This is a genomic window from Diaphorobacter sp. JS3051 (assembly GCF_015832135.1).
In the GTDB taxonomy this organism is placed as follows: Bacteria; Pseudomonadota; Gammaproteobacteria; order Burkholderiales; family Burkholderiaceae_C; genus Diaphorobacter; species Diaphorobacter nitroreducens.
This window is the reverse complement of record NZ_CP065406.1, coordinates 1,501,440-1,526,401: the sequence shown is the minus strand read 5'-3', so window position 1 is coordinate 1,526,401 and position 24,962 is coordinate 1,501,440. Positions and strand designations below refer to the sequence as shown.

Genomic DNA, 24,962 nt, shown 5'->3' with positions numbered 1-24,962 from the left:
GCTAACGCCCAAGGTAAGCCGCCGGCCGTAGGCGGGTCGGCTTGAACGCCGGGTTAGACCCGAAGGCCAAAAGGGAGCGCCCGGACTTGAACAAGGGCGCAGCCCACGAAAAAGCGCTGGGCCACGGAAGCGGCGCAGCGCTGCAAGAATGATAGCTGGTGGCGCTTGGCTGGCAAGCGCTGGAGGCCAAAAAGGCTAGAAAGCCTTTGGAACAGGGCCGAGCGCTGGAACAAGTGGCTGCGCGCATAAAGCGGGGGATGGGACTAACGGCCAAGGTAAGCCGCCCGCCGTAGGCGGGTCGGCTTGAACGCAGGGTTAGACCCGAAGGCCAAAAGGGAACGCCCTGACTTGAAGAAGGGCGCGGCCCACGAAAAAGCGCTGCGCCACGGAAGCGGCGCAGCGCTGCAATAAAGATAGCTGGTAGCGCTTGACTGGCAAGCGCTGGAGGCCAAAAAGGCTGCAAATTGGCGCAGCGCATGCAGGCGAAGCCCCGCGGACGGCCTAAACCCCAAAGGAGAAACCTTTGAGAAAGGCGAAGCGCTGGAATAAATAGCGGCCTGCATAAAGCGGGTGATGGGCCTAACGCCCTGAGTTCAGCCGCCGCCGTAGGCGGTCGGCTGCGACGAATAGTTAGACCCGAAGGCCAGAAGGGAGCGCCCAAACTTAAAGACGGGTGCGGCCCAGGAAAAAGCGCTGGGCCTCGGGAGCGGCGCAACGCTGCAAGAATGATAGCTGGCAGCGCTTGCTGAACAAGGGCTAGAGGCCAAAAAGGCTTGAAACTTGCGCGGCGAATGCAGGCGAAGCCCGGCGCAGCGCCGAAACCCCAAAGGAGAAACCTGTGAGAAAGGCGAACCGCTGGAGTAAATGCTGGCCTGCATAAAGCGGAATATGAAGGGACTAACGGGCGAGGTAAGCCGACCGCAGAATGCGGGTCGGCTTGACCGAAATGTTAGAGCCAGAAGCCAAAACGGGTAGCCATGATTTGGCGACGGGCGCTAACTGCGAAAAAGCGCTGCGCCACCGAGGCGGCACAGCACTGCAAAAAAGATAGCTGCTTGCGCTTGCTACGCAAGGGCTAGAAGCCAAAAAGGCTGGAAAACGACGCAATGCCAGAAGGCGAAGCCCGGAGAAACGGCAAACCCAGCGCTGAACAACGCTTGAGAAATTGAATGCCATTTCAAAAAGCATGGGCGCAATAAAGATGGGTTTCAGTGGTACTAACGCCTGAGTTCAGCCGCCGGCGAAGCCGGTCGGCTGCGACGAAATGTTAGGCATTCCCACCAAGGCCGACTATACGAGACCTGATGCTTTTTAGTTCATTTTCTAATTCATACTTTCCGTAGGTGGCGAGACTTAAGATCCAGAAGAAGAAGGCGAAAGTTATGGCAACGATAGCGAGACCTTCGTCTGTGGATAAGAAATAAATTCCCAACGACAAAGCGATAAAAACCACCGTGTTTCGAAGTTGTTTTTTTCGTTTTCTTTTCTTTGCGTCGGGAGATGTAAACTCACGCCACAATTTGCTGTCAATAGAAGCTTCTCTTTGTTTCAGAGAGTTTAACTCCTGGCGCAGTCTCTCTTGTTCCGCGTTCTGCCTTTCAATCGCGCGTTGTTCGCGCTGAGTCTGTTTTGCAAAGTCCTGTACTTGCTTGCGCGCTTTGCGTAAAGCATTTGCTCGCATTTCGATATAACGAGATTTTGCTTTTTCGTTGTTTCCATCAGAAACGGCAATCGCTTTCGTCCACAGACCGGCATCCATTCCTCCAGATGAAAGCTCTTTGTGGATCAAGGCATAAATTTCGGAGTCGTGCGGACTGGTGCCGCCCGACCATGCGCGATCAAGAAGTTGCTTCAGCATGGGAGCCTCTCAATTAATGCCTAACTAGAATTAGATCTCTGCATGCTATCGACCCGCCGCGGCCTAAGTCAAGCAGGCTGTCAAGCCTCTCCATAAACGCCCATGGCAGCGGTAATTTAGACCGCCTAAAATTTCACGGATGGATGCGCATTCCGTTTCACGCCAACCCGCCGTGCGACAGCCGCCCCGGCTGCTGGAGTCGATGCGCGAGCGCATCCGGGTGCTGCACTATTCCATTCGCACCGAGCAGGCTTACGTGGATTGGGCGCGCCGTTTTATCTTGTTCCATGACAAGCGCCATCCGCGCGAGATGGGGGCACCGGAGGTCACCGCTTTTCTGACCCACCTGGCTGTTGAGCGCAATGTGTCCGCCTCTACGCAGAACCAAGCCAAGGCCGCCATTTTGTTTCTCTACAAAGAGGTGCTGCAGCACGACTTGCCCTGGCTGGATGAGATTGTTTCGGCCCGCAAGGCGCGCCGCCTGCCGGTGGTGTTGACACAGCGCGAGGTGCGCGAGCTGCTGATGCACCTGCAGGGCACGCAGTGGCTGGTTGCCTCGCTGCTGTACGGCACGGGGATGCGCATTCTGGAGGCACTGCGCCTGCGCGTGAAGGATGTGGAGTTCGAACGGCGTGAACTGATCGTGCGCGAAGGCAAGGGGAACAAGGATCGTGTGACCGTCCTGCCCGAGAATCTGATCACACCGTTGCGCGAGCAGATGGAGCGTGCCCGTGCGCTGCACCGCAAGGACTTGGATGCGGGTCTTGGTGCCGTATGGTTGCCTGATGCGTTGGCCGTGAAGTACGCGAATGCAGCCACGGCCTGGGGGTGGCAGTACGTATTCCCCAGCGCGGTGCGTTCGGTGGATCCGCGCTCGGGCGTGCAGCGGCGCCATCACCTGCTGGAGCAGTCGGTGCAGAAGGCCGTGGCGCTGGCAGCGCGCCGCGCGGGCATCGACAAGCCCTGCACACCGCATGTGCTGCGGCATTCTTTTGCCACCCACATGCTGCAGGCAGGTTACGACATCCGCACCGTGCAGGAGTTGCTGGGTCACAAGGATGTGAGTACCACCATGATCTACACCCATGTCTTGAACAAGGGCGGGCGCGGGGTGTTGAGCCCGCTCGATACGCTATGAGTCGCGCTTCCCCGCTGGCCCACCAGCCCTTGGCCGAACGCCTGCGTCCGCGTTCGCTGGCCGAGGTCATTGGCCAGCAGCATGTGCTGGGGCCGGGCATGCCGCTGCGGCTGGCGTTTGAATCGGGCCGCCCGCACAGTTGCATCCTGTGGGGGCCGCCCGGCGTGGGCAAGACCACGATTGCGCGCCTGATGGCCGAGGCGTTCGATGCGCAGTTCATCAGCATCAGCGCCGTGCTGGGCGGCGTAAAGGACATCCGCGATGCCGTGCAGCTGGCCGAGAGCGCACGCGACGGGCTGATGCAGCAGCGCACCATCGTCTTCGTGGACGAGGTGCACCGCTTCAACAAGAGCCAGCAGGACGCGTTCTTGCCGCATGTGGAAAGCGGCCTTTTCACTTTCGTGGGGGCGACGACCGAGAACCCTTCGTTCGAGGTCAACTCGGCCCTGCTGTCGCGTGCCGCGGTCTATGTGCTGCAGCCTCTGGGCAGCGACGACTTGAAGCAAATTGTGGCCAAGGCCCAGGCGCTGCAAGCGCTACCAGCTATTGAAAATGCAGCACTGGAGCGTCTCATCGCCTATGCCGACGGGGATGCGAGGCGCCTGCTCAACACGCTGGAAACCCTGGAGGTCACCGCAAGCCAGGCGGGCATCGAGCGCATCGAAGACGCCTGGCTGCTGCAGGTGCTGGGCGAGCGCATGCGCCGCTACGACAAGGGTGGCGAACAGTTCTACGACACCATCAGCGCGCTGCACAAGTCGGTGCGCGGCTCCGATCCCGATGCTGCGCTGTACTGGCTGGTGCGCATGCTCGACGGCGGGGCGGACCCCCGCTACATGGCGCGGCGCATCGTGCGCATGGCCTGGGAGGACATCGGTCTGGCCGATCCGCGCGCCATGCAGATCGCGCACGACGCTGCGCAGACCTACGAACGCCTGGGCAGCCCTGAGGGCGAGCTCGCGCTGGCGCAGGCCGTCATCTACCTCGCCGTGGCGCCCAAGAGCAATGCGGGCTACATGGCCTACAACAAGGCCCGCGCCTTCGTGAAGCAAGACGGCACGCGCCCCGTGCCGCTGCACCTGCGCAATGCGCCCACCCAACTCATGAAGCAGTTGGACTACGGCAAGGACTATCGCTACGCGCACGACGAAGAGGGCGGCTTTGCCGCGGGCGAGAACTACCTGCCCGATGGCATGGATCCGCCGGGCTTTTACGCACCGGTGCCGCGCGGGCTGGAGATAAAGATCGGCCAGAAGCTCGATGAACTGCGCGCGCGCAATGCGGCCGCGCAGGGTGGCCCCGACGCCATGCCCCCAGACGCCTAGGCTTCGAGTGGCTGTGTGAGGGGCTAGCGGCGGGCCGACCACGGTCCCGTTGCACGGCTTTGTTCAGCCCAATCCATGGCCGTTGGGAATAAGCGCATTCCCTGATCGCGTCGCAATCATCAATATTTCTAATGCGCGCGGCACCCGCCTGATGGGCCCTCCAATCAAGGGAAAACCCCGTCCAAACGTGGTAGGGACGGCGTGTTTCCTCTGACTACAATTTCTTCACAAACCCGCGCAGACCCTTGCCTGGCGGGTTTTTTGCTAGATGGCGAACGGGCCCACAAGGCTGCATCGATTCGCGGTGCTTGGCTGGTGTGCACGTCAATAGTCGATACAAAGGACTCAACATATGGACATCTTGCTGCAGCAGATCATCAATGGTCTGGTTCTGGGCAGCATGTACGCCTTGATAGCCTTGGGCTACACCATGGTGTACGGCATCATCCAGCTCATCAACTTCGCGCACGGGGAAGTGCTCATGGTCGGCGCGCTGACCAGTTGGAGCTGCATCGGCCTCATGCAGGAGGCCATGCCGGGCGCGCCCGGCTGGCTCATTCTGCTGCTGGCCACGCTGATCGCCTGCGTGGTGGCGGCGGTACTCAATTTCACCATCGAAAAAGTCGCCTACCGGCCGCTGCGCAACAGCCCGCGCCTGGCCCCCTTGATCACCGCCATCGGCATGTCGATCCTGCTGCAGACGCTGGCGATGATCATCTGGAAGCCTAACTACAAACCGTACCCCACGCTGCTGCCCACCCAGCCGTTCCAAGTGGGCGGCGCGGTGATCACCACCACCCAGGTGCTGATCCTGGGCGTGACGGTGGTGGCGCTGGCTTCCATGGTCTACCTGGTCAACTACACACGGCTGGGCCGCGCCATGCGCGCCACGGCGGAGAACCCGCGCGTGGCCGCGCTCATGGGCGTGAAGCCCGACATGGTGATCTCGGCCACCTTCATCATCGGCGCGGTGCTGGCCGCCATCGCCGGCATCATGTGGGCCTCCAACTACGGCACGGCGCAGCACACCATGGGCTTCTTGCCGGGGCTGAAGGCGTTCACCGCGGCGGTGTTCGGCGGCATCGGCAACCTGGCTGGCGCCGTGGTGGGAGGACTTCTGCTGGGGCTCATCGAGGCCATCGGCTCCGGCTACATCGGCACCCTCACCGGGGGCGTGCTGGGCAGCCACTACACCGACATCTTCGCCTTTATCGTGCTCATCATCATCCTGACGCTGCGCCCCTCGGGCCTGCTGGGTGAGCGTGTGGCCGACCGCGCCTGAGGAGCCAACGACCATGAAAAACCTCAAGATCCAATGGATCCTGGGCGGCATTGCGCTGCTGGTTCTGCCTTTGGTGCTGCAGTACTTCGGCAACGCCTGGGTGCGCATCGCTGATTTGGCCCTGCTGTACGTGATGCTGGCGCTGGGCCTGAACATCGTGGTGGGTTACGCCGGCCTGCTCGACCTGGGGTACGTGGCCTTCTATGCCGTGGGCGCCTACATGTTCGGCCTGCTGGCCTCGCCGCACCTGGCGGACAACTTCGCGTGGTTCGCCGCGCAATTCCCCACCGGGTTGCACATGTCGCTGTGGATGGTGATCCCGCTGGCCCTGGTGCTGGCGGCATGCACCGGCGTGCTGCTGGGCATACCGGTGCTCAAGCTGCGCGGCGACTACCTGGCCATCGTGACGCTGGGCTTTGGCGAAATCATCCGCATCTTCATGAACAACCTGGACCACCCGGTCAACATCACCAACGGCCCCAAGGGCCTGGGGCAGATCGATTCGGTGAAGATCTTCGGGTTGGACCTGGGCAAGCGGCTGGAGCTGTTCGGCTACGACATCAACTCCGTCACGCTGTACTACTACCTGTTCCTGTTCCTGGTGCTGGTCACCATTTTGGTGTGCTATCGCCTGCAGGATTCGCGCATTGGGCGCGCGTGGATGGCCATCCGCGAAGATGAGATCGCCGCCAAGGCGATGGGTATCAACACGCGCAACATGAAGCTGCTGGCCTTCGGCATGGGCGCTTCGTTCGGCGGCGTGGCCGGCGCCATGTTCGGCGCGTTCCAGGGCTTCGTCTCGCCCGAGTCGTTCAGCCTGATGGAGTCGGTGATGATCGTTGCCATGGTGGTGCTGGGCGGCATCGGCCACATTCCCGGCGTGATCCTGGGTGCCGTGCTGCTGTCCGCGCTGCCCGAGGTGCTGCGCTATGTGGCCGGCCCGCTGCAGGCGATGACCGACGGGCGGCTGGACTCGTCCATCCTGCGCCAACTGTTGATCGCCTTGGCCATGATCATCGTGATGCTGCTGCGCCCGCGGGGCCTGTGGCCCGCGCCCGAGCATGGCAAGAGCCTTGCGCAGAAGTCCTGACACCACCGGTAGAGCAACAACATGGCAGATACATCGAAAGAAGTGGTGCTGAAGGTCGCGGGCATCTCCAAGCGTTTTGGCGGCCTGCAGGCGCTATCCGACGTGGGCATCACCATCCAGCGCGGCCAGGTCTATGGCCTGATCGGCCCCAACGGCGCGGGCAAGACGACGTTCTTCAACGTCATCACCGGCCTGTACACGCCCGATGCGGGCAGTTTTGAACTGGCGGGCCAGCCCTACGAGCCCCGCGCCGTGCACCTGGTGGCCAAGGCGGGCATTGCGCGCACCTTCCAGAACATCCGACTGTTCGCCGACATGACGGCGCTGGAGAACGTGATGGTGGGGCGGCACATCCGCACGCATTCCGGGCTCTTCGGGGCCATCTTCCGCACCAAGAGCTTCAAAGAGGAGGAGGCGGCCATCGCCAAGCGCGCGCAGGAGCTGCTGGACTACGTGGGCATCGGCAAGTACGCCGATTTCAAGGCGCGCACGCTGTCGTACGGCGACCAGCGCCGCCTGGAGATCGCGCGCGCCCTGGCCACCGATCCGCAACTGATCGCGCTGGACGAACCCGCCGCTGGCATGAACGCCACCGAGAAGGTGCAACTGCGCGAGCTGATCGACCGCATCCGCAACGACAACCGCACCATCTTGCTCATCGAGCACGACGTGAAGCTGGTCATGGGCCTGTGCGACCGTGTCACGGTGCTGGACTACGGCAAGCAGATTGCCGAGGGAACCCCTGCCGACGTGCAGAAGAACGAAAAAGTGATCGAGGCCTACCTGGGCACCGGCGGGCACTGAAAGACGCAAGACATGGCCGAAAAATCCAACAAAGTTCTATTGCAGGTCAAGGGCCTGAAGGTGGCCTACGGCGGCATCCAGGCCGTCAAGGGGGTGGACTTCGAAGTGCGCGAGGGCGAGCTGGTCACATTGATCGGCTCCAACGGGGCGGGCAAGACCACCACCATGAAGGCCATCACCGGCACACTGGGCATGAACAATGGCGACATCGAGTACCTGGGCCAGAGCATCAAGGGCAAGGGCGCGTGGGACCTGGTCAAGCAGGGGCTGGTGATGGTGCCCGAGGGGCGCGGCGTGTTCGCGCGCATGACCATCACCGAGAACCTGCTCATGGGCGCCTACACGCGCGACGACAAGGCGGGTATTGCCGCCGACATCGAAAAGATGTTCACCATCTTCCCGCGCCTGCGCGAGCGCAAGGACCAGCTGGCGGGCACCATGTCCGGTGGCGAGCAGCAGATGCTGGCCATGGGCCGCGCGCTGATGAGCCAGCCCAAGGTGCTGCTGCTGGATGAGCCCTCCATGGGCCTGTCGCCCATCATGGTGGACAAGATCTTCGAGGTGGTGCGCGACGTGTATGCCCTGGGCGTGACCATCGTGCTGGTGGAGCAGAACGCCAGCCGCGCGCTGGCGATTGCCGACCGCGGCTACGTGATGGAGTCCGGCCTGATCACCATGGCCGGCGGGGGACGGGATCTGCTCAGCGATCCGCGCGTGCGCGCCGCCTACCTGGGTGAGTGAAAGGGCGGCCGCTGGCCGCTGGAGCAGGCACCGCTGCGGCGGTGCTTTGTTTTTTATAGCTACCAGCGCTTGATGGATATGCGCTAGAGTGTGATTTGGCTTGTAAAATCCGCCGCGCCATGCACGCCCTGCAATCCCTGCCCATCCCCCTCCAGACCATCCTGCTGCTGGTTGCCAGCAACATCTTCATGACCATGGCCTGGTACGGCCACCTGAAGAACCTGGCCACCGCCCCGTGGTACGTGGCGGCGCTGGTGAGCTGGGGCATCGCCCTGTTCGAATACCTGTTGCAGGTGCCGGCCAACCGCATTGGGCATACGCAGTTCAGCGTGGGGCAGCTCAAGATCATGCAGGAGGTGATCACGCTGACGGTGTTCGTGCCCTTCGCCGTGTTCTACCTGAACGAGCCGCTCAAATGGGACTACCTCTGGGCGGGTCTGTGCCTCGTCGGGGCGGTGTATTTCATCTTCCGCAGCGCGTAGGAGCCGAGCCGCGCAGGCCCTGCCGGGGGGCGCCGGTCTCTGCGCATCCGCTTTGACCTGGTGCGCCGGGCGGCTGTCTGGCGCCGGTTAAACTCGCGGTTTTCGCAGATTTGTCACGTCTTGGTCATCTCTGCGTCACATATACCGCCAGAAGGTTCGATCAGGAGTCGGCATGTTGTTTGGAAAGCTGTTGCCCCGCGAGGGCAATTTTTTCGAGATGTTCAACCAGCATGCAGACCGCATCGTCGAGGCCGCGCGGGCGTTCTCGCAACTGGTGGCGAACTACAGCGACACCCACCTGCGCGACCAGTACAACCAGGACGTGGACAACGCCGAGCGCGCCGCCGACCGCGTGACGCACGAGGTCAACCGCACGCTGCACAAGACCTTCATCACGCCCATCGACCGTGAGCAGATCCACTCGCTGATCAACACCATGGACGACGTGGCCGACCTGATCCAGGACTCGGCCGAGACCATGGCGCTGTACGACATCCACCACATGACGGACGAGATCAGCCGCCTGACGGACCTCAGCCTCAAGTGCTGCGAGCGCGTGCAGGACGCGGTGAAGCTGCTGTCGCGCATTGCCGATCCGGCCGTGGCCGAGGCCGCGCTCAAGACCTGCGAGGAAATCGACCGCCTGGAGGGCGACGCCGACCGCGTGCTGCGCAGCGCCATGAGCAAGCTGTTCCGCGAGGAGCCGGACGTGCGCGAGGTCATCAAGCTCAAGGCCATCTACGAGCTGCTGGAGACCATCACCGACCGCTGCGAAGACGTGGCCAACCTCATCGAGGGCATCATCCTCGAGAACTCCTGAGGCGCGGCCGCAGGCCTGCGCTTCGCATTCCTGGCAGGGCTCGCCCCCTCATTCCCAGCATGGAAACAGTACAAACCGCCCTGTGGATCGTGGTCGTGCTCGTGGCGCTCGCCATCGTGTTCGACTTCATGAACGGGTTCCACGACGCCGCCAACTCCATCGCCACCGTGGTCTCCACGGGCGTGCTCAAGCCCACGCAGGCCGTGGTCTTCGCGGCCTTCTTCAACTTCGTCGCCATCTTCGTGTTCCACCTGAGCGTGGCGGCCACCATCGGCAAGGGCATCGTGGACCCGAGCGTGGTGGACACCCACGTGATCTTCGGCGCGCTGGTGGGGGCCATCACCTGGAACGTCATCACCTGGTACTACGGCATCCCCAGCAGCTCATCGCATGCACTGATCGGCGGCATCGTGGGCGCGGTGATCGCCAAGACCGGCGCGGGCGCACTGGTGGCCAGCGGCATCTTCAAGACCGTGGCCTTTATCTTCGTGTCGCCCATGCTGGGTTTCCTGCTGGGCTCGTTGATGATGCTGATCGTGGCCTGGGTCTTCCGTCGCACCAGTCCGAACCGCGTGGACAAGTGGTTCCGCCGGCTGCAGCTCGTCTCCGCCGGGGCCTACAGCCTGGGCCACGGCGGCAACGACGCGCAAAAGACCATCGGCATCATCTGGCTGCTGCTGATCGCCACGGGCTACGCCTCGGCGGGCGATGCATCGCCCCCCATGTGGGTCATCATCTCGTGCTACGCGGCCATCGGCATGGGCACCATGTTCGGCGGCTGGCGCATCGTGAAGACCATGGGCCAGAAAATCACCAAGCTCAAGCCCGTGGGGGGCTTCTGCGCCGAGACCGGCGGCGCGATGACGCTGTTCATCGCCACTGCGCTGGGCATCCCCGTGTCCACCACCCACACCATCACGGGCGCGATCGTGGGCGTGGGCTCCACCCAGCGCGCCAGCGCCGTGCGCTGGGGTGTGGCCGGCAACATCGTCTGGGCGTGGATCCTGACCATCCCCGCCAGCGCCTTCGTGGCGGCGATCGCCTATTGGGTGAGCCTGCAGCTCTATTGACCCTGGCAGGGCGGCGGAGCCGGTGGGCGCCAGCTTTGCGCCGCAGTGCGCGGCGCCCGCGATCTGCCAGGCTGGAGTGATTTTGCTATCGTTTGAGTAGCTGCTCGCGCTTGTCCATCAAGCGCTGGACCCTGATCTCATTGTGAAATCTTGCGCGCTTCCTCGATCTGGTATTCAAAGTAGCGCTGGAAGCTGAAGGCAATGCTGGCCATCAGCACGGCCGTGCCCACCAGCAGCGATGTCGCAATGGCAAACACCGTGAACCAGTGCGTCCGCCCCGGCGCGGCGTCGGGCGCCGCAGCGGGGTTGAAGCGCGCGTTCCACCGCTCGGGCGTCATCAGACCGTAGAGAATCGCGCGCAGTGCGCAGCCTGCGATCGTGAATCCCAGCAGCGGAATCAGCATCCAGCTCAGTTGGTCGTCCTGCCCCCATTGCTGCACGCGCTGGATGCCGTACACGCCCAGGGCCGTGGGGATCGGCAGCAGCCAGCCGATCCAGTCGCCCAGTCCGTACAGGTAAAAGCGGTGCAACCCCAGCGGGCCGCCCAGGAACGCCAGCCACGCGGCAACAGTCTTGTTCTTCATGGCCGCGATTATTGGCGCGCCTTCATTCGGGGGCGGTGGTATCGCCCGCGCCCAGGGGCTTTTCCATGAGCACGATGTCGCGCCAGGCGCCGAACTTCCAGCCCACGGAGCGCATCACGCCCACATCGGTGAAACCTGCGGCCCGGTGCACGCCGATGGAGCCCGCATTGGCCGAGTCGCCGATCACTGCCAGCAGCTTGCGTACGCCGGCGGCCTCGGCCTGCATGGCGAGGGCCTCCAGCAACTGCCGTCCCAGGCCCCGGCCGCGCGCCGCGTCGGCGACATAGATCGAATCCTCGGCCGAGAAACGGTAGGCAGGGCGGGGCTTGAACCAGTTGCAGTAGGCAAAGCCCAGGACCTGGCCTGCTTCTTCGGCCACCAGGTAGGGCAGGCCCTTGGCCAGCACATCCGCGCGACGCGCCGCCATGTCCTGCGCCGTGGGCGGGTCGATCTCGAAGGTGCCCGTGCCGTGCAGCACGTGGTGGGTGTAGATGGCGGTGATGGCGGCGACGTCTTCGTCCCGGCTGGCGCGGATGAGGGGCATCTTTTCTGTGTTGTGGATATAATCGCGGACTTTGCAGCGTGTCGCTGGCCGGGTGGCCAAGTCGCGTGTCTCAAACGCCGCAAAACAGAGCGCAGCCACTGCTGTGTAACCACCCGAAGGATTCATTATGGTCGTGATTCGACTCTCCCGCGGCGGCTCCAAGGGCCGTCCGTTCTTCAACATCGTCGTTGCCGACAAGCGCGTGCGCCGCGACGGCCGCTTCATCGAGCGCCTGGGCTTCTACAACCCTTCCGCCAAGGAAGGCGAAGAAGGCCTGCGCATCGCCCAGGACCGCCTGACGTACTGGAAGGGCGTGGGCGCACAACCCTCTCCCACCGTGGACCGTCTGATCAAGCAAGCCGCCCAGAAGGCCGCCTGATCGTTCGCACTCCCGAAAAGGGCGGGCTCCGTTGGTGCAACTGACGGACCCCGCCTTTTTTCTTTGCCTCACCCTCGCATCCCGCCGCCATGCCTCAGCTGCCTGTCCTGGAAACCGCCGAACTGCCCTCCGACGCTGTGGAGGTGGGCCGCATCACCGATGCCTGGGGCGTGAAAGGGTGGTTCAAGGTGCTGCCCTACAGCAGCAACCCCGAGGCCCTGCTCGCCGCCAAGTCCTGGCTGTTGCAACCGGCGGAAAAGGGAACCAAGAGTTTTTTCACCGGCACCGTGCTGCTGCCCATCCGGCAGGCGCGCACGCATTCGGACTCCGTGGTCGCCTGGGCGCAGGGTGTGGACGACCGTGACGCAGCAGAGGCGCTGCGCGGCGCGCGCATCTTCGTGCCCCGCGCCAACTTCCCCGCGGCGGGCGATGACGAGTACTACTGGGTGGACCTGATCGGCCTGCCTGTGGTCAACCGCGAGGGCGTGGCGCTGGGCACCGTGCGCGACCTGCTGCCCACGGGGCCGCAGACCACGCTGGTGCTAGCCTACGAGCACGAAGGCAAGCCGCACGAGCGCATGATTCCCTTTGTGTCGGCCTATGTGGACAAAGTGGACCTGGCGGGGCGCTGCATCACCGTGGACTGGCAACCCGACTATTGAGGCGGTTGTCCGCGTGCCATGCGTTTCGATGTCATCACCCTGTTTCCCGAGCTGTTCGAGCCGTTTCTTGCCAGCGGCGTGACGCGGCGCGCCTACGCATCGGGCCAGGTAGAGGTGCGGCTGTGGAACCCCCGCGACCATGCGGAGGGCAACTACCGCCGCGTGGATGACCGGCCCTTTGGCGGCGGCCCCGGCATGGTCATGCTGGCCGAGCCGCTGGCGCGCTGCCTGGCCGCCATACGCGCCGATCGCGCCGAGGGCGAGCAGGCGCGGGCGCCCCTGGTGCTGTTCTCCCCCATTGGCCGCCGGCTGGACCATGCCGCGGTGCAGGACTGGTCCGCCGGCGCGGGTGCCATCTTGCTGTGCGGACGCTACGAGGGCGTGGACCAGCGTTTCATCGACGCCTACGTGGATGCGCAGATCAGCCTGGGCGACTTCGTGCTTTCGGGCGGGGAGATCGCGGCCATGGCGCTGCTGGACGCCGTGGCGCGCCTGCAGCCGGGTGTGTTGCACGACGAGGGCAGCCACCAGCTCGACAGCTTCAACCCCGCGCTGGACGGGCTGCTGGACTGTCCGCACTACACGCGCCCCGAGGAATGGGCCGGCCGCGCCGTTCCCGCGCCGCTGCTGTCCGGCCACCATGCGCAAATCGAGCGCTGGCGGCGCGATCAGCGCCTGCTCATCACCGCGCGCCACCGCCCGGACCTGCTGCAGGCCGCGCGCGAGCGCGGGCAGCTCACGCGCGCGGACGAGGCCCTCTTGGCGCAAAACGCAAGCTTGCTATAATCGCCTGTTCTCGATCCTCTGGCCGGCCGCTGTGGGCCTGAACCATAGCCACAAAGGCGCCAATAGGGGCGCCCTGCCAATCCTGGCGCGGACATGATCGTCGGAAACCAACCATGAACCTGATCCAGATCCTCGAGCAGGAAGAAATCGCCCGCTTGAACAAGACCATTCCCTCGTTCGCGCCTGGCGACACCGTCATCGTGAACGTGAACGTGGTGGAAGGCACCCGCAAGCGCGTGCAGGCCTACGAAGGCGTGGTGATCGCCAAGCGCAACCGTGGCCTGAACAGCGGCTTCACCGTGCGCAAGATCTCCAGCGGCGAAGGCGTGGAGCGCACGTTCCAGACCTACAGCCCGCTGATCGCCAGCATCGAAGTGAAGCGCCGCGGCGACGTGCGCCGCGCCAAGCTGTACTACCTGCGCGAGCGCAGCGGCAAGTCGGCGCGTATCAAGGAAAAGCTGCCTTCGCGCGTCAAGGCAGCTGCAGTGGCCGCATAAATACGGCTGCGCTTCCCGCGCGACTCGAAACCGCTACAGTGCGAAAGCCTGTAGCGGTTTTTTCTTTTTGACCCCCGTGAGTTCTCATCGTCCTGTCGGCGCGTCCTCTGCGGCGGCCCTGCCTTCGCTGTCCTCGCTGCCTCACTTCGATCCGCGCACCGTGCCGCTCGTAGGGGTGGACGACCATTTACCCGCCGTGCCCCCGCATGCACAGACGCCGGAGGCACTGCGCCTGCGCTTTGCCGCGCCGCCGCCCTGGACCCCTGAGGTGCAGCGCGAGAAGAAGTTCGCGGAACGCGAGCCCGCGCACGCCGCCGTCCTCGTGCCCATCGTGCTGCGCGAGCGGCCCACGGTATTGCTCACCGAGCGCACGGCGCACCTGTCCACGCATTCCGGCCAGGTGGCCTTTCCGGGGGGGCGCACCGATCCCGAAGACCGCGATGCCGCCGCCACCGCGCTGCGCGAGGCGCAGGAGGAGGTGGGCCTGGAGCCGCACTGGGTCGAGGTGCTGGGCAACCTGTCGATGTATGTGACGGGCACCTCGTTCCTCGTCACGCCGGTGGTCGCGCTGGTGCGGCCGGGCTTCGCGCTCCAGCCTAACCCGTACGAGGTGGCCGACGTGTTCGAGGTGCCGCTGGACTTCCTGCTCAACCCCGCGCACCACGAGCGCCATCGGCTGCAGTGGCAAGGCGCGCAGCGCGAATGGTTCGCCATGCCCTACCAGGACGGCGCGACGACGCGCTACATCTGGGGTGCCACGGCTGGCATGCTGCGCAACTTCTACCGCTTCATGATGGCCTGAAGGGGGGCGCCGCAGCGAGGCTGCCGCGCTGTCGCCCGCGGTGTTGGGCCTTGTAACAAGCGCCAGTATGATTGCCGCATGAGTTTCTTTGCCATCCTGTTCGCATTGCTGATCGAGCAGGCGAGACCGCTCGCGCGCAGCAATCCCATCCATGCAGGACTGCGTGCCTGGGCGGTGTCGGTGAACCGCAACTTCGACGCGGGGCAGTCGCACCACGGATGGGTGGCGTGGGGACTGGCCGTGCTGGTGCCGCCGCTGGTGGTGTTGGCGGTGCACCTGGCGCTGCTGCACTGGCTGGGGTGGCCGTTCGCCCTGGTCTGGAACGTGGCCGTGCTCTACGTGACGCTGGGTTTTCGCCAGTTCAGCCACCATTTCACGGGGATGCGCGACGCGCTGGAGGAGGGCGACGCGGTCGATGCGCGGGCGCGCCTGGCGCAGTGGAAGCAGGTGGAGGTGAGCGAGCTGCCACGCAGCGAGATCGTGCGCCACGTGATCGAGTACTCGGTGATTGCGGCGCACCGCCATGTTTTCGGCGTGCTGGCGTGGTTCTCCATCCTTGCGGCGCTGGGGTTGGGCCCGACCGGGGCGGTGCTCTACCGCCTGGCGGAGTTCGTGTCGCGCTACTGGGGCGCGCGTGCGCGCGAGGCGACGCAGCCGCCCAGCGAGTCGCTGCAGCAGGCCGCGGCCCAGGCATGGACGGTGATCGACTGGCTTCCCGCACGGCTGACGGCGTTGTCTTTTGCCGTGGTGGGCAGCTTCGAGGAGGCCATCGAGGGCTGGCGCTTCCACGCACAGCGCTTCCCCAACGACAACGATGGCGTGGTGCTGGCGGCAACCGCCGGGGCCATCAATGTGCGCCTGGGCGGCGAGGCGCTGCGCAGCCGCGCAGGTGCGCAGGTGCAGCCGGGCTTCGAGGTGGACGCCGACATTGGCGACAGCGACAGTACTCCTGGCCGCGAGCCCGAGGTAGGCCACCTGCGCAGCGTGGTGGGGCTGGTGTGGCGCTCGGTCGTGGTGTGGATGCTGCTGCTGGCCTTGCTCACCTTCGCGCGGCTGCTGGGGTGATGCTCCTTATTTAATAGCTGTCAGCGCATGCTGGATAAGCGCGAAAGCCATTTTTTGCTTCAAACTCAGTAGGGGCTCTCGCTCAACTCCGCGAACAACTCGCCATAGATGCGGTAGCGCTGGGGGCTGATGGCCTGCGCGTCTTGTTCGTCACGCACCTGGGCCTGCACCGCGCACCCGGGCTCGTGCAGGTGGGTGCAGTTGTAGAAGCGACAACCCTCGGCATGGGCTGCGATGTCGGGCATGTAGCGCGCCAGATCGGTGGGCGCGAGGTGGCGCAATCCAAATTCCTGAAAGCCGGGCGAATCGATGAGCGCCGTAGTGCGCTGCGGGTCGATCCAGTACAGCGTGGTGGTGGTGGTGGTGTGGCGGCCCGAATTGAGGGCCTGCGAGATCTCGCCCGTCTGCGCCGAGGCGCCGGGCACCAGCAGGTTGACCAGCGTGCTCTTGCCGGCGCCCGAGGGGCCCAGCACCAGCGTGGTCTTGCCGGCCAGCAGGTGCATCAGCATGTCGCGGTCCACCGCCCCCGATTCGCTGAGCGACAGCGGCAGCACGCGGTAGTGGTGCTGCGTGTCCTGCTCGCCCCCCATATGGCGGTAGGGCCACAGGCGCTCCCAGGCGCGCGCGAACGGCTCGACCAGGTCGCTCTTGTTGAGTGCGATCAGCGGCGTGATGTGCGCCGCTTCCGCGGCGATGAGGGCGCGCGCGAGTTGGCTTTCGGAGAACACAGGCTCGGCCGCGATCAGGATCAGCACCTGGTCCAAATTGGCGGCGAACGACTTGGTGCGCACCTCGTCCTGGCGGTACAGCAGGTTGCGCCGTTCCAGCACCTTTTCGATGGTGCCCTCGTCGCCATGGCCGCGGCCCTGGCCGGGCGCGGCGGGCTGCCACAGCACGCGGTCGCCCACCACGGCCTGGCTCTTCTTGCCGCGCGGATGGCAGATGCGGCGCTCGCCGCCTGCGCTCTCCACCACGCAATGGCGGCCGTGGCTGGCGACCACCAGGCCTTCAAGGCGCGCAGGGGCTTGGGCCATGGGCTCAGGGTGCGAGCAGTGCATCGATGCGCGTCGCGCAATCGATGTCGGTCGCCGAAATGCCGGCCACATCATGCGTATTCAGGCGCACCACGCAGCGGCCGTAGTGCACCGACAGATCGGGGTGGTGATCCTGCGCATGGGCAATGAAGGCCACGGCATTCACGAAGGCCATGGTTTCATGGTAATTGGCGAAGCGGTAGGTCTTCTCGATGGCGACATCGGCGCCGTCGCCGGACAGTTGCCAGCCCGGCAGATCGACCAGTTTTGCTACTATTTCAGTAGCTTTCAGCGCGCGCCTGGTTTGTGTGGACCAGTCTTTCTTGGGGAACATCGAATTCATGGCTGCAAGGCCACGGGCAGACGCGCCAGGCGTTCCGTGGCGGGAGGGTGGGAGTAGTAGAACTTCGCAAACACCGGATCGGGCGTGAGCGTGGAGGCGTTGTCTTCGTAGAGCTTGAGCAGTGCGGACGCCAGGTCGTCGCCGCTGCTCTGGGCCGCGGCGTAGGCGTCGGCCTGGAACTCATGGCGCCGCGAAAGCTGTGCCAGTACGGGCGTGACGAACAGCGTGAACACGGGCGCTGCAAGCAGGAACAGCAGCAGCGCCAGCGCGTCGTTGGGCGCGGCGCCGGGCACGCCCGGCAGCATCAGGTTGGGTTGCACGCCCAGGCCCGTGTAGAACCACGCGCGCGTGGACAGCCAGCCCAACAGCGCAAAGCCCGCCAGGCTGATGGCGAACATGCCGACCAGGCGCCGCGTGATGTGCTTGTGCTTGAAGTGGCCGAGTTCGTGCGCGAGCACGGCTTCCACTTCGCCGGGCGACAGCTGTTTGAGCAGCGTGTCGTAGAACACCACGCGCTTGGCCTTGCCCACACCGGTGAAATAGGCGTTGGCGTGCGCGCTGCGGCGGCTGCCGTCCATCACGAACAGGCCCTTGGCTGCGAAGCCGCAGCGCTGCATCAGCGCGGTGACGCGCGCCTTGAGCGATTCGTCCTCCAGTGGCTGGAACTTGTTGAACAGCGGCGCGATGAACAGCGGGAAGACCACCATCAGCAGCAGATTGAAGCCCATCCACGTGCCCCAGGCCCACAGCCACCACAGCGGTCCGGCGGCACCCATGAGCCACAGGATCAGCGCCGCGATCGGCAGGCCGATCACCGCGCCCAGCAGCGTGGACTTGAGCAGGTCGGCCAGCCACAGGCGCGGGGTCATCTGGTTGAAGCCGAAGCGCTGCTCGATCACGAAGGTCTGGTACAGCGCGACGGGCAGGTCGATGGCACCCCCGATGAGCACGAAGCAGGCCAGCAGCGCCAACTGCTGCAGCATGCCACCGCCCAGCCAGGACAGCAGCGCCTGGTTCAGCGCATCCAGCCCACCCAGCAACGTCCAGCCCAGCACCACGGCGGTAGCCAGCGCCATTTCCAGCAGGCCGAAGCGCGCCTTGGCAATGGTGTAGTCGGCCGCCTTCTGGTGCGCGGCGAGCGGAATGCGGTGGGCGAAGGCCGTGGGCACGGCGCCGCGGTGCTGCGCCACGTGGCGGATCTGGCGTGTGGCCAGCCACAGGCGCAAGGCAAGGCCTGCGAGCAGCAGTCCGGCGAACACCAGTGTGGTCAGGTGAGATGGCGAGAGGAGGGAGGCGGAAGGAGGCTGCATCTGCGCGCGAGTTTAGGCCATCGGCGACAATTCCCGGCATGTCTGACACTGCCAACCCTACTGTTCCCGCGCTTGCCAAGTCCGACCAGAACCTCGTCTGGCTGGACTGTGAAATGAGCGGCCTCAACCCCGAAACCGAACGCCTGCTGGAGATCGCCGTGGTCGTCACCAGTGCCGACCTCACGCTGCGCGTCGAAGGGCCGGTGTTCGCCATCCACCAGGCGGACGCGGTGCTGGACGGCATGGACGCCTGGAACAAGGGCACGCATGGCCGCAGCGGCCTCATCGACAAGGTGCGGGCCTCCACGGTCACCGAGGCCGATGCCGAGCGCGAGCTGCTCGCCTTCCTGTCGCGCTATGTACCCAAGGGCGTGGTGCCGATGTGCGGCAACAGCATTGGGCAGGACCGGCGCTTCCTGGTGAAGTACATGCCCAAGCTGGAGGCGTTCTTCCACTACCGCAATGTGGACGTGAGCACGCTGAAGGAGCTGGCCAAGCGCTGGAAGCCCGAGGCCTACAGCTCGTTCAAGAAGGCGCAGCGCCACACGGCCCTGGCCGATGTGCACGAATCCATCGATGAACTACTGCACTACCGCACGCATCTGCTGGCCGTTTGATCCCCGTTTGCGGGAAAACCCGAATCGTGCGACAATTGCAGGCTTGCGTGAAAACGACTCCCAAACCCGACTGAAGGTTTGGCCGCATCGCGCAGCCCTTGCGCATCTCCCTTCTCACAATGGGTTGCGGGCCTTGAACGGTTTCCAGCGTTCCAGTGCCTGCGTCAATGACCCACCCGCCCAGCTCTCACTGCTGGTGCAGGTTTCGTTGGATGGTTGATGTTTTGATGAACCACTGACGAAGCCGCCGCGGGTTGCACCCGCGCGCTTCATACATACGACATGACAGACACCATGCACGTGCAGGGCGAGATCGCGCCTGCCCAATCCCCTATGGCCGCTTCGATTGAGGCGCCTGTTTCTCCGACCACCGCCGCGCCCGCTCTGCCCGCCGGCTTCATCGAACTGGGCCTTGCGCCCGAACTGGTGCAGGCTGTGGCCGACCTCGGCTACACCGAGCCCACGCAGGTGCAGACTCGCGCGATTCCCTTGGCCATGGGCTCGGGCGATGACGCGAGCTTCATCGATCTGATGGTCTCCAGCCAGACTGGCAGCGGCAAGACTGCGGCCTTCCTGCTGCCCGTGCTGCACACGCTGATCCGCCAACAGGCCGAGGCCGAAGTCGCCGAGCGCGCCGCCTTCGAGCGCGCCGCCGCCGAGGCGGCCGCGCGTGGCGAGGCTCCCCCGAAGCGCCCCAAGCGCAAGAACCCCACGCAGGCGCGCAACTTCAAGGCGGCGACGCCCGGTGCGCTGGTGCTGTGCCCCACGCGCGAACTGGCGCAACAGGTGGCGCACGATGCCATCGATCTGGTCAAGCACTGCAAGGGCCTGCGCATCGCCAACGTGGTGGGTGGGATGCCCTACCAGTTGCAGATCGCCAAGCTGCAGAATGCCAACCTGGTGGTGGCGACGCCGGGCCGCCTGCTGGACCTGCAGCGGTCGCAGCAGATCAAGCTGGACCAGGTGCAGTTCCTGGTGGTCGATGAGGCCGACCGCATGCTGGATCTGGGCTTCTCCGACGACCTGGCCGAGATCAACCAGCTCACCGCCCAGCGCAAGCAGACCATGATGTTCAGCGCCACCTTCGCGCCGCGCATCCAGCAGCTCGCCATGCGGGTGATGCACGACAACGGCGCGTCGGTGAAGAAGATCCAGATCGACACGCCGCAGGAAAAGCACGCCAACATCAAGCAGATGCTGTACTGGGCCGACAACGCGCAGCACAAGCGCAAGCTGCTGGACCACTGGCTGCGCGATGCCTCCATCGACCAGGCCATCGTGTTCGCCAGCACCCAGGTGGAGTGCGATGGTCTGGCCAATGACCTGCAGCAGGAAGGTTTCAGTGCCGTGGCTTTGCACGGCGCCCTGAGCCAGGGCCTGCGCAACCGCCGCCTGATGGCGCTGCGCAATGGCCAGGTGCAGATCCTGGTGGCGACCGACGTGGCCGCGCGCGGCATCGACGTGCCGACCATCACCCACGTCTTCAACTTCGGCCTGCCCATGAAGGCCGAGGACTACACGCACCGCATCGGCCGTACGGGCCGCGCCGGCCGCGACGGTTTGGCCGTGACCTTTGCCGAGTTCCGCGACCGCCGCAAGATCTTCGACATCGAGGGCTACAGCCGCCAGCAGTTCAAGGCCGAGGTGGTCGCGGGCCTGGAGCCTACCCAGCGCTTCCCGCAAGGCGGCCGCGCAGACTTCGGCGGTCGTGGCGGGCGTGATGGCCACCGTGGCCCGCGCGAGCAGCGCTTTGGCCGCGGCGGCAGCGAGCGCGGCTTTGGTGATCGTGGTGGCTATGGCGACCGTGACCCACGTGGCAGCTTCGGCGACCGTGGCGGCTTCAATGACCGTGGCGGCTTTGCCGACCGCGGCCCGCGCGGCGCAGCCCCCCGCTCTGGCGAGGGCTATGGCGCACCGCGCGGTGGCGATCGTGGCAACAGCTTCGGCGGCCGCCGCGACGGTGAAGGCTATGGCCGCAAGAGCGGGTTTGGCGAAGCCTCCCGGTTTGGTGACGCCGGCCGCCATGGTGGTGGCCGCGGTGACGCTGCAGCACCCCGCGCAGACTTTGGCCGCAAGCCCGCGTTTGCCAAGCCGCAGGGCGCGGGCAAGCCGTTCGTACCCCACGGTGCCGGCAAGCGCCCGGCGCGCAACGACCGCTAAGCCGGCAGCGCGGAACACATGACAAGCCAGCCCTCTCGTCCAGGGCTGGCTTTTTTATTGCGCGCCAACTCCCCGCGAAGCGCACCGGGGCCTCGCAGGAGATCAACAACCCGTTCGTCCGGGCCGGGGCCGTGGAACTCTCGGAGGGCAGGCTATTGCGGCTTGAGGGACGAGTTGCTGGACGTGGCCGTGCACCGGTCCAGGGCCGGGGAGGTAGACGCAGAAGCTGCACGACTGCGGCGCCAGGGGCGCCGGTCGCCGCGGCACACGGGGCCGCGCGCCGCTCTCAGCCCACGTGCATGGTGTGGCGGCCGATGTCCGGCCAGCGGTGGTGCAGGTAGATCCAGGACACCAGCCCCACCAGCATCAGCAGCAGTGAGGCCGCCGCCAGCGCCAGGGCCGAATGCATGACCAGCGGCGCCACTACGCCCGCCACCAGGCCGTTGGCCGTGGCGCCCACGAATGCCTGCAGCGACGAGGCCATGCCCCGGCGCTGCGGGTACAGGTCCAGCACCAGCAGCGTGACCACGGGCACCATCAGGGCCCAGCCGAACGAGAAAATGCCGATGGGCCACAGCGCCCACGACACATGCGGCGCCAGCGCCAGGTTGGCGCCCAGGTTGAGCAGCGCCATCGCCAGCATGATCACGAAGCCGTGGCGGATCTGGCGCTTGGGCGGGATGCGACCGGCCAGCCGGCCGCTGGCCCAGGCGCCGCCCATGATGCCGGCGATGTTGATCACGAAGAACCAGAAGAACTCCGTGGGCCCCAGGCCCAGCAGCTCGCCCAGGAAGGCCGGGGCCGACAGCACGTACAGGAACATGCCGTTGAACGGCACGCCACTGGCCAGCGCCAGCAGGATGAAGCGTGGGCTGGTGCCCAGTTCCCAGTAGCCGCGCAGCAGGTGGCCCATGTGGATCGGCTGGCGCTTGTACACGGGCAGCGACTCGGGCAGCAGGCGCCAGTTGGCCACCCACAGCAGCACGCCCACGCCCGTCAAAAACCAGAACACGCTGTGCCAGCCCAGGTGCACCGACAGCCAGCCCCCTACGATGGGCGCGATGGCCGGCGCCACGCCGAAGAAAATCGTCACCTGCGCCATGACGCGCTGCGCCTGCGTGGGCGGGAACATGTCGCGGATCACGGCGCGCGACACCACGATGCCCGCGCCGGCCGACAGGCCCTGCAGCGCCCGGAACGCTACCAACTGTCCGATGCTCTGCGACAGCGCGCAGCCCAGGGAAGCGAGCGTGAAAACGGCCAGGCCCCACAGCACCACGGGCCGACGCCCGAAGCTGTCGGACAGGGAGCCATGGAACAACGTCATGAAGGCGAACGCGAACAGGTAGGCCGACAGCGTCTGCTGCATCTGCACCGGTGTGGCCTGCAGCGCGCCCGCGATGGCGGGGAAGGCGGGCAGGTACGTGTCGATGGCGAACGGCCCCACCATGCCCAGCAGAGCCAGCAGGATGGCCAGTGCCCAGCGCGGCGCGCGCCACAGGTGTTTCGCGTCAGAGTGCATGGTGTGGGAAATCGGGGGAGGGCGCGCAACGCAGGCGCCGTGCAAAGCGCCGCATTATCGGCCAACCCCCTCGTCCGCGCCCGCGATGGATGCGTGTGGAAGCTATGCTATTGATAGCTGTCAGCGCTTGCTGTGCAAGCGCTAGAGGTCTAAAAAACCTTCAGCCGTACTGGATGAGCCTCAATGGCCGCCGTGCGGCTTGCCATGGCCCATGGCCGGCGCGGCCGTGGCGCTGACGGCGCGCACGGGCGCCTGCAACTCCTGTGTCGTGCGTTGGCCATCCTTGGCTTCGAAAACCAGCGTCAGGGGCACGGTCGAGCCTTGGGCGACGGGCTGCTTCAGGTCCAGCAGCATGATGTGGTAGCCGCCGGGCTTGAGTTCCACGGCCTGGCCGGCTGGCAGATCCAGCGCGGGCAGCGGGCGCATCTTCATCACGTTGTCCACGAGCTTCATTTCATGGACTTCGGTGACGCCGGCCACCGGGCTGCTGGCGCTGACCAGGCGGGCATCCTGCGCGGCCGTCAGGCGCATGAAGGCGCCGGTGGCCTTCTGCTGCGGCACCGTGGCGCGCACCCAGGCGTCCTGCACGGTGACCTGGGCGTGGGCTGCGCCGGCCACGAGCAGGGTGGCGGCGACGGCGATGCGGGAGACGAGCGGTTGGGAGAACATGAAAAATCCTTGAAAAAACGATGGGGCAGGCGGTCAGCGCTGCCGTGGTATGCGAGAAGAGTGCGGGTGCACGGGGGCCCGTGCCCGCCGTTTTCAAAACGGTGCGAGGGCGAGTGGCGCCGCAGGCGGGGCGCGCGGAGGGAAAGGCGCGCGGCTGAGCGCCGGTACATGGGTCTGGCGCACCACATCCGCAGATGGGACATGCGAGAGCTGCTGCAGGCCGCGCCACGGGGGTGCATCCAGAGCGGGCAGCAGGGGCGGCAGGCACAGGGCGCAGTCCAGCGCATGCGTTGGGTGGGAGGCATCGTTGGTGCCCACCGCGCTGTTGCCGCCGGCGGCAACCCAGCGCTCCTCGCCCGAGGCGGTGCAGACGCGCTCTAAATGGCCTGCCTGCACGAAGGGCGCTGCCGTCGCCACGCCCAGCGACACGGCAAAGCACGCCAACAACAGGCGTGCCAGGTGACGGGCGTTGCGCAGGATGTGCATGGTGGGCGCATTATCGGTGGGTGAGGGCGCGCCGGCCAGCCGCCAGCCACCCAAGTTGCGGCCCTGTGGCCAGGGCGTCAGAACGTGCGCGTGCCGGGCGCGGCGAGTTGACGCAGCTGGTGTGCATCGCACAGGCGCCAGGTGCGCCGCTCGCCGCGGATCCAGCCTTTGGCCTGCCACTGGGCAAGCAGGCGGTTCAGCGTCTCGGCGCGGATGCCCAGGCGTGCCGCCAGGTGCCGCTGGCTGGTGGGCAGCTCGACCGGCTCGCCGCCCTCGCTGCACCGCGCCACCAGGTAGGCGGCCAGGCGCTGCTGCGCATTGCTGCTGGTGAGCCAGTCCACCTCGTTCACGCAGTGGTACAGGCGCAGGCTCAGCGATTCCAGCAGCCGCAGCGCCAGCGACGGGTGGCGCTCGCACGCCGTGCGCAACGCCTGCCGGGGAATGCGCCAGACCCGCGTGGCGCCTTGCGCGCGCGCCGTCATCGGATAGAGCCCGTGCGGCATGAACATGGCCGCCTCGGCCACCCACTGCCCGGGGGTGAAACAGTGCAGCATGCGCTCCTCGCCCGTGGCGTCATAGCGCAGCACTTCCACGGCACCTTGCGCCACCAGCAGGCAGTGGCAGGCGGCATCGCCTTCGTGGAACAGCGTTTCCCCATCGGGGTGCGTGCGCGCGAGGGCATGCTGGGCCAGATCCTGCAATGCCGGCGCCGGCAAGCCCTGCAGCAGCGCGTTCGCGCCCAACAGGCTGCTCGCCTCTCTGAAGCCGCTCTGTTGCGCGTCCGCCGCGCCGCCCGGGGGCCGCGATGGGCGCCAGGGGTGCGATGGGCCTGAATAGGTGGGGAGGAGAAGGCCCGCATCAAGCGGGCGAAGGGGCGGGAGAGCCGGGCTGG

At 65.7% G+C, this 24,962-nt stretch carries 31 protein-coding genes; 17 read left to right on the top strand and 14 right to left on the bottom strand.

Annotation, left to right across the window (positions count from 1 at the left end; genetic code table 11):
• Nucleotide 1 precedes the first annotated feature (1 nt).
• The 5 genes from I3K84_RS07225 to I3K84_RS07205 all read right to left on the bottom strand — a co-directional run bounded on the left by I3K84_RS07225 (nucleotide 2) and on the right by I3K84_RS07205 (nucleotide 1,858).
• Nucleotides 2-247, bottom strand: coding sequence for a DUF1010 domain-containing protein (locus I3K84_RS07225; RefSeq protein ID WP_196995793.1), 246 nt, complete (start codon nucleotides 245-247; stop codon nucleotides 2-4).
• Nucleotides 248-263: 16 nt separating this feature from the next.
• A complete protein-coding gene (locus I3K84_RS07220; RefSeq protein WP_172208902.1) occupies nucleotides 264-563 on the bottom strand; it encodes a DUF1010 domain-containing protein in 300 nt (99 codons plus the stop codon).
• A 30-nt stretch (nucleotides 564-593) separates the two neighbouring features.
• Nucleotides 594-878: a DUF1010 domain-containing protein gene (locus I3K84_RS07215; protein ID WP_125958935.1), complete on the bottom strand. Its 285-nt coding sequence runs from the start codon at nucleotides 876-878 to the stop codon at nucleotides 594-596.
• A 19-nt stretch (nucleotides 879-897) separates the two neighbouring features.
• Entirely contained in the window at nucleotides 898-1,176 is a 279-nt protein-coding gene (locus tag I3K84_RS07210; protein WP_231403468.1) for a DUF1010 domain-containing protein, read from the bottom strand.
• A gap of 91 nt (nucleotides 1,177-1,267) precedes the next feature.
• Nucleotides 1,268-1,858, bottom strand: a complete 591-nt coding sequence (locus I3K84_RS07205) for a hypothetical protein (protein WP_011807064.1) — start codon at nucleotides 1,856-1,858, stop codon at nucleotides 1,268-1,270.
• Nucleotides 1,859-1,997: 139 nt separating this feature from the next.
• Here I3K84_RS07205 and I3K84_RS07200 point away from each other — a divergent pair, with 139 nt between their 5' ends.
• The 9 genes from I3K84_RS07200 (at nucleotide 1,998) to I3K84_RS07160 (ending at nucleotide 10,610) form a co-directional block, all read left to right on the top strand.
• The gene (locus tag I3K84_RS07200; RefSeq protein WP_196995791.1) at nucleotides 1,998-2,996 is read left to right on the top strand and encodes an integron integrase; all 999 of its coding nucleotides are present in this window, start codon (nucleotides 1,998-2,000) and stop codon (nucleotides 2,994-2,996) included.
• Nucleotides 2,993-4,321 (top strand): replication-associated recombination protein A, encoded by a 1,329-nt coding sequence (locus tag I3K84_RS07195; protein WP_047349849.1) that lies wholly within the window; start codon nucleotides 2,993-2,995, stop codon nucleotides 4,319-4,321. The genes I3K84_RS07200 and I3K84_RS07195 overlap by 4 nt, the downstream gene beginning before the upstream one ends.
• 352 nt (nucleotides 4,322-4,673) lie before the next feature.
• Nucleotides 4,674-5,603: a branched-chain amino acid ABC transporter permease gene (locus I3K84_RS07190; RefSeq protein ID WP_011806482.1), complete on the top strand. Its 930-nt coding sequence runs from the start codon at nucleotides 4,674-4,676 to the stop codon at nucleotides 5,601-5,603.
• A 13-nt stretch (nucleotides 5,604-5,616) separates the two neighbouring features.
• A complete protein-coding gene (locus I3K84_RS07185; protein WP_196995790.1) occupies nucleotides 5,617-6,693 on the top strand; it encodes an ABC transporter ATP-binding protein in 1,077 nt (358 codons plus the stop codon).
• Nucleotides 6,694-6,714: 21 nt separating this feature from the next.
• The gene (locus I3K84_RS07180; protein WP_011806480.1) at nucleotides 6,715-7,497 is read left to right on the top strand and encodes an ABC transporter ATP-binding protein; all 783 of its coding nucleotides are present in this window, start codon (nucleotides 6,715-6,717) and stop codon (nucleotides 7,495-7,497) included.
• A 12-nt stretch (nucleotides 7,498-7,509) separates the two neighbouring features.
• The gene (locus tag I3K84_RS07175; RefSeq protein WP_047349847.1) at nucleotides 7,510-8,238 is read left to right on the top strand and encodes an ABC transporter ATP-binding protein; all 729 of its coding nucleotides are present in this window, start codon (nucleotides 7,510-7,512) and stop codon (nucleotides 8,236-8,238) included.
• A gap of 119 nt (nucleotides 8,239-8,357) precedes the next feature.
• Nucleotides 8,358-8,720: a DMT family protein gene (locus I3K84_RS07170; RefSeq protein ID WP_011806478.1), complete on the top strand. Its 363-nt coding sequence runs from the start codon at nucleotides 8,358-8,360 to the stop codon at nucleotides 8,718-8,720.
• A gap of 172 nt (nucleotides 8,721-8,892) precedes the next feature.
• A complete protein-coding gene (locus I3K84_RS07165; RefSeq protein ID WP_135148180.1) occupies nucleotides 8,893-9,540 on the top strand; it encodes a DUF47 domain-containing protein in 648 nt (215 codons plus the stop codon).
• Nucleotides 9,541-9,599: 59 nt separating this feature from the next.
• Nucleotides 9,600-10,610 carry an inorganic phosphate transporter gene (locus I3K84_RS07160; RefSeq protein WP_011806476.1) on the top strand — a complete coding sequence of 337 codons (1,011 nt, stop codon included), beginning with the start codon at nucleotides 9,600-9,602 and terminating at the stop codon, nucleotides 10,608-10,610.
• Between the two features lie 137 nt (nucleotides 10,611-10,747).
• On the opposite strand, the gene I3K84_RS07155 is transcribed toward I3K84_RS07160, so the two are convergent.
• Nucleotides 10,748-11,194, bottom strand: coding sequence for an NINE protein (locus I3K84_RS07155; protein ID WP_011806475.1), 447 nt, complete (start codon nucleotides 11,192-11,194; stop codon nucleotides 10,748-10,750).
• A 22-nt stretch (nucleotides 11,195-11,216) separates the two neighbouring features.
• Entirely contained in the window at nucleotides 11,217-11,738 is a 522-nt protein-coding gene (locus I3K84_RS07150; protein ID WP_088886181.1) for a GNAT family N-acetyltransferase, read from the bottom strand.
• A 127-nt stretch (nucleotides 11,739-11,865) separates the two neighbouring features.
• On the opposite strand from I3K84_RS07150, the gene rpsP reads away from it, so the two are divergent.
• The 6 genes from rpsP (at nucleotide 11,866) to I3K84_RS07120 (ending at nucleotide 15,929) form a co-directional block, all read left to right on the top strand.
• Nucleotides 11,866-12,117 (top strand): 30S ribosomal protein S16, encoded by a 252-nt coding sequence (gene rpsP, locus I3K84_RS07145; protein ID WP_011806473.1) that lies wholly within the window; start codon nucleotides 11,866-11,868, stop codon nucleotides 12,115-12,117.
• Nucleotides 12,118-12,206: 89 nt separating this feature from the next.
• On the top strand, nucleotides 12,207-12,779 hold the full coding sequence (gene rimM / locus I3K84_RS07140; RefSeq protein WP_088886182.1) for a ribosome maturation factor RimM: 573 nt from the start codon (nucleotides 12,207-12,209) through the stop codon (nucleotides 12,777-12,779).
• A gap of 18 nt (nucleotides 12,780-12,797) precedes the next feature.
• On the top strand, nucleotides 12,798-13,565 hold the full coding sequence (trmD, locus tag I3K84_RS07135) for a tRNA (guanosine(37)-N1)-methyltransferase TrmD (protein ID WP_196995789.1): 768 nt from the start codon (nucleotides 12,798-12,800) through the stop codon (nucleotides 13,563-13,565).
• Nucleotides 13,566-13,678: 113 nt separating this feature from the next.
• Entirely contained in the window at nucleotides 13,679-14,062 is a 384-nt protein-coding gene (gene rplS, locus I3K84_RS07130; protein ID WP_011806470.1) for a 50S ribosomal protein L19, read from the top strand.
• A 118-nt stretch (nucleotides 14,063-14,180) separates the two neighbouring features.
• Nucleotides 14,181-14,864: a CoA pyrophosphatase gene (locus tag I3K84_RS07125; protein ID WP_103737507.1), complete on the top strand. Its 684-nt coding sequence runs from the start codon at nucleotides 14,181-14,183 to the stop codon at nucleotides 14,862-14,864.
• Between the two features lie 78 nt (nucleotides 14,865-14,942).
• Nucleotides 14,943-15,929, top strand: coding sequence for a CobD/CbiB family protein (locus I3K84_RS07120; RefSeq protein WP_011806468.1), 987 nt, complete (start codon nucleotides 14,943-14,945; stop codon nucleotides 15,927-15,929).
• A gap of 65 nt (nucleotides 15,930-15,994) precedes the next feature.
• Here the strand turns inward: I3K84_RS07120 and rsgA are convergent, their stop codons facing one another.
• The 3 genes from rsgA to I3K84_RS07105 are packed head-to-tail and all read right to left on the bottom strand — an operon-like array spanning nucleotide 15,995 to nucleotide 18,616.
• On the bottom strand, nucleotides 15,995-16,963 hold the full coding sequence (gene rsgA, locus I3K84_RS07115) for a ribosome small subunit-dependent GTPase A (RefSeq protein ID WP_011806467.1): 969 nt from the start codon (nucleotides 16,961-16,963) through the stop codon (nucleotides 15,995-15,997).
• A 4-nt stretch (nucleotides 16,964-16,967) separates the two neighbouring features.
• Nucleotides 16,968-17,306: a 4a-hydroxytetrahydrobiopterin dehydratase gene (locus tag I3K84_RS07110; RefSeq protein ID WP_015914033.1), complete on the bottom strand. Its 339-nt coding sequence runs from the start codon at nucleotides 17,304-17,306 to the stop codon at nucleotides 16,968-16,970.
• On the bottom strand, nucleotides 17,303-18,616 hold the full coding sequence (locus tag I3K84_RS07105; protein ID WP_015914032.1) for a M48 family metallopeptidase: 1,314 nt from the start codon (nucleotides 18,614-18,616) through the stop codon (nucleotides 17,303-17,305). Before I3K84_RS07105 ends, I3K84_RS07110 begins: the two co-directional genes overlap by 4 nt.
• 38 nt (nucleotides 18,617-18,654) lie before the next feature.
• Between I3K84_RS07105 and orn the strand changes: the two genes are divergently transcribed.
• Nucleotides 18,655-19,233, top strand: a complete 579-nt coding sequence (gene orn / locus I3K84_RS07100) for an oligoribonuclease (protein ID WP_011806464.1) — start codon at nucleotides 18,655-18,657, stop codon at nucleotides 19,231-19,233.
• 282 nt (nucleotides 19,234-19,515) lie between these two features.
• Nucleotides 19,516-21,393, top strand: coding sequence for a DEAD/DEAH box helicase (locus I3K84_RS07095; protein ID WP_088886187.1), 1,878 nt, complete (start codon nucleotides 19,516-19,518; stop codon nucleotides 21,391-21,393).
• A 286-nt stretch (nucleotides 21,394-21,679) separates the two neighbouring features.
• On the opposite strand, the gene I3K84_RS07090 is transcribed toward I3K84_RS07095, so the two are convergent.
• The 4 genes from I3K84_RS07090 to I3K84_RS07075 form a co-directional block, all read right to left on the bottom strand.
• Complete coding sequence (locus I3K84_RS07090; RefSeq protein ID WP_196995788.1) at nucleotides 21,680-22,915, bottom strand: multidrug effflux MFS transporter; 1,236 nt, start codon at nucleotides 22,913-22,915, stop codon at nucleotides 21,680-21,682.
• 180 nt (nucleotides 22,916-23,095) lie between these two features.
• A complete protein-coding gene (locus I3K84_RS07085) occupies nucleotides 23,096-23,584 on the bottom strand; it encodes a copper chaperone PCu(A)C (RefSeq protein WP_011806461.1) in 489 nt (162 codons plus the stop codon).
• 93 nt (nucleotides 23,585-23,677) lie between these two features.
• A complete protein-coding gene (locus I3K84_RS07080; RefSeq protein ID WP_041836083.1) occupies nucleotides 23,678-24,070 on the bottom strand; it encodes a DUF2946 family protein in 393 nt (130 codons plus the stop codon).
• A gap of 77 nt (nucleotides 24,071-24,147) precedes the next feature.
• The gene (locus tag I3K84_RS07075; protein ID WP_196995787.1) at nucleotides 24,148-24,813 is read right to left on the bottom strand and encodes a Crp/Fnr family transcriptional regulator; all 666 of its coding nucleotides are present in this window, start codon (nucleotides 24,811-24,813) and stop codon (nucleotides 24,148-24,150) included.
• Nucleotides 24,814-24,962: the final 149 nt, after the last annotated feature.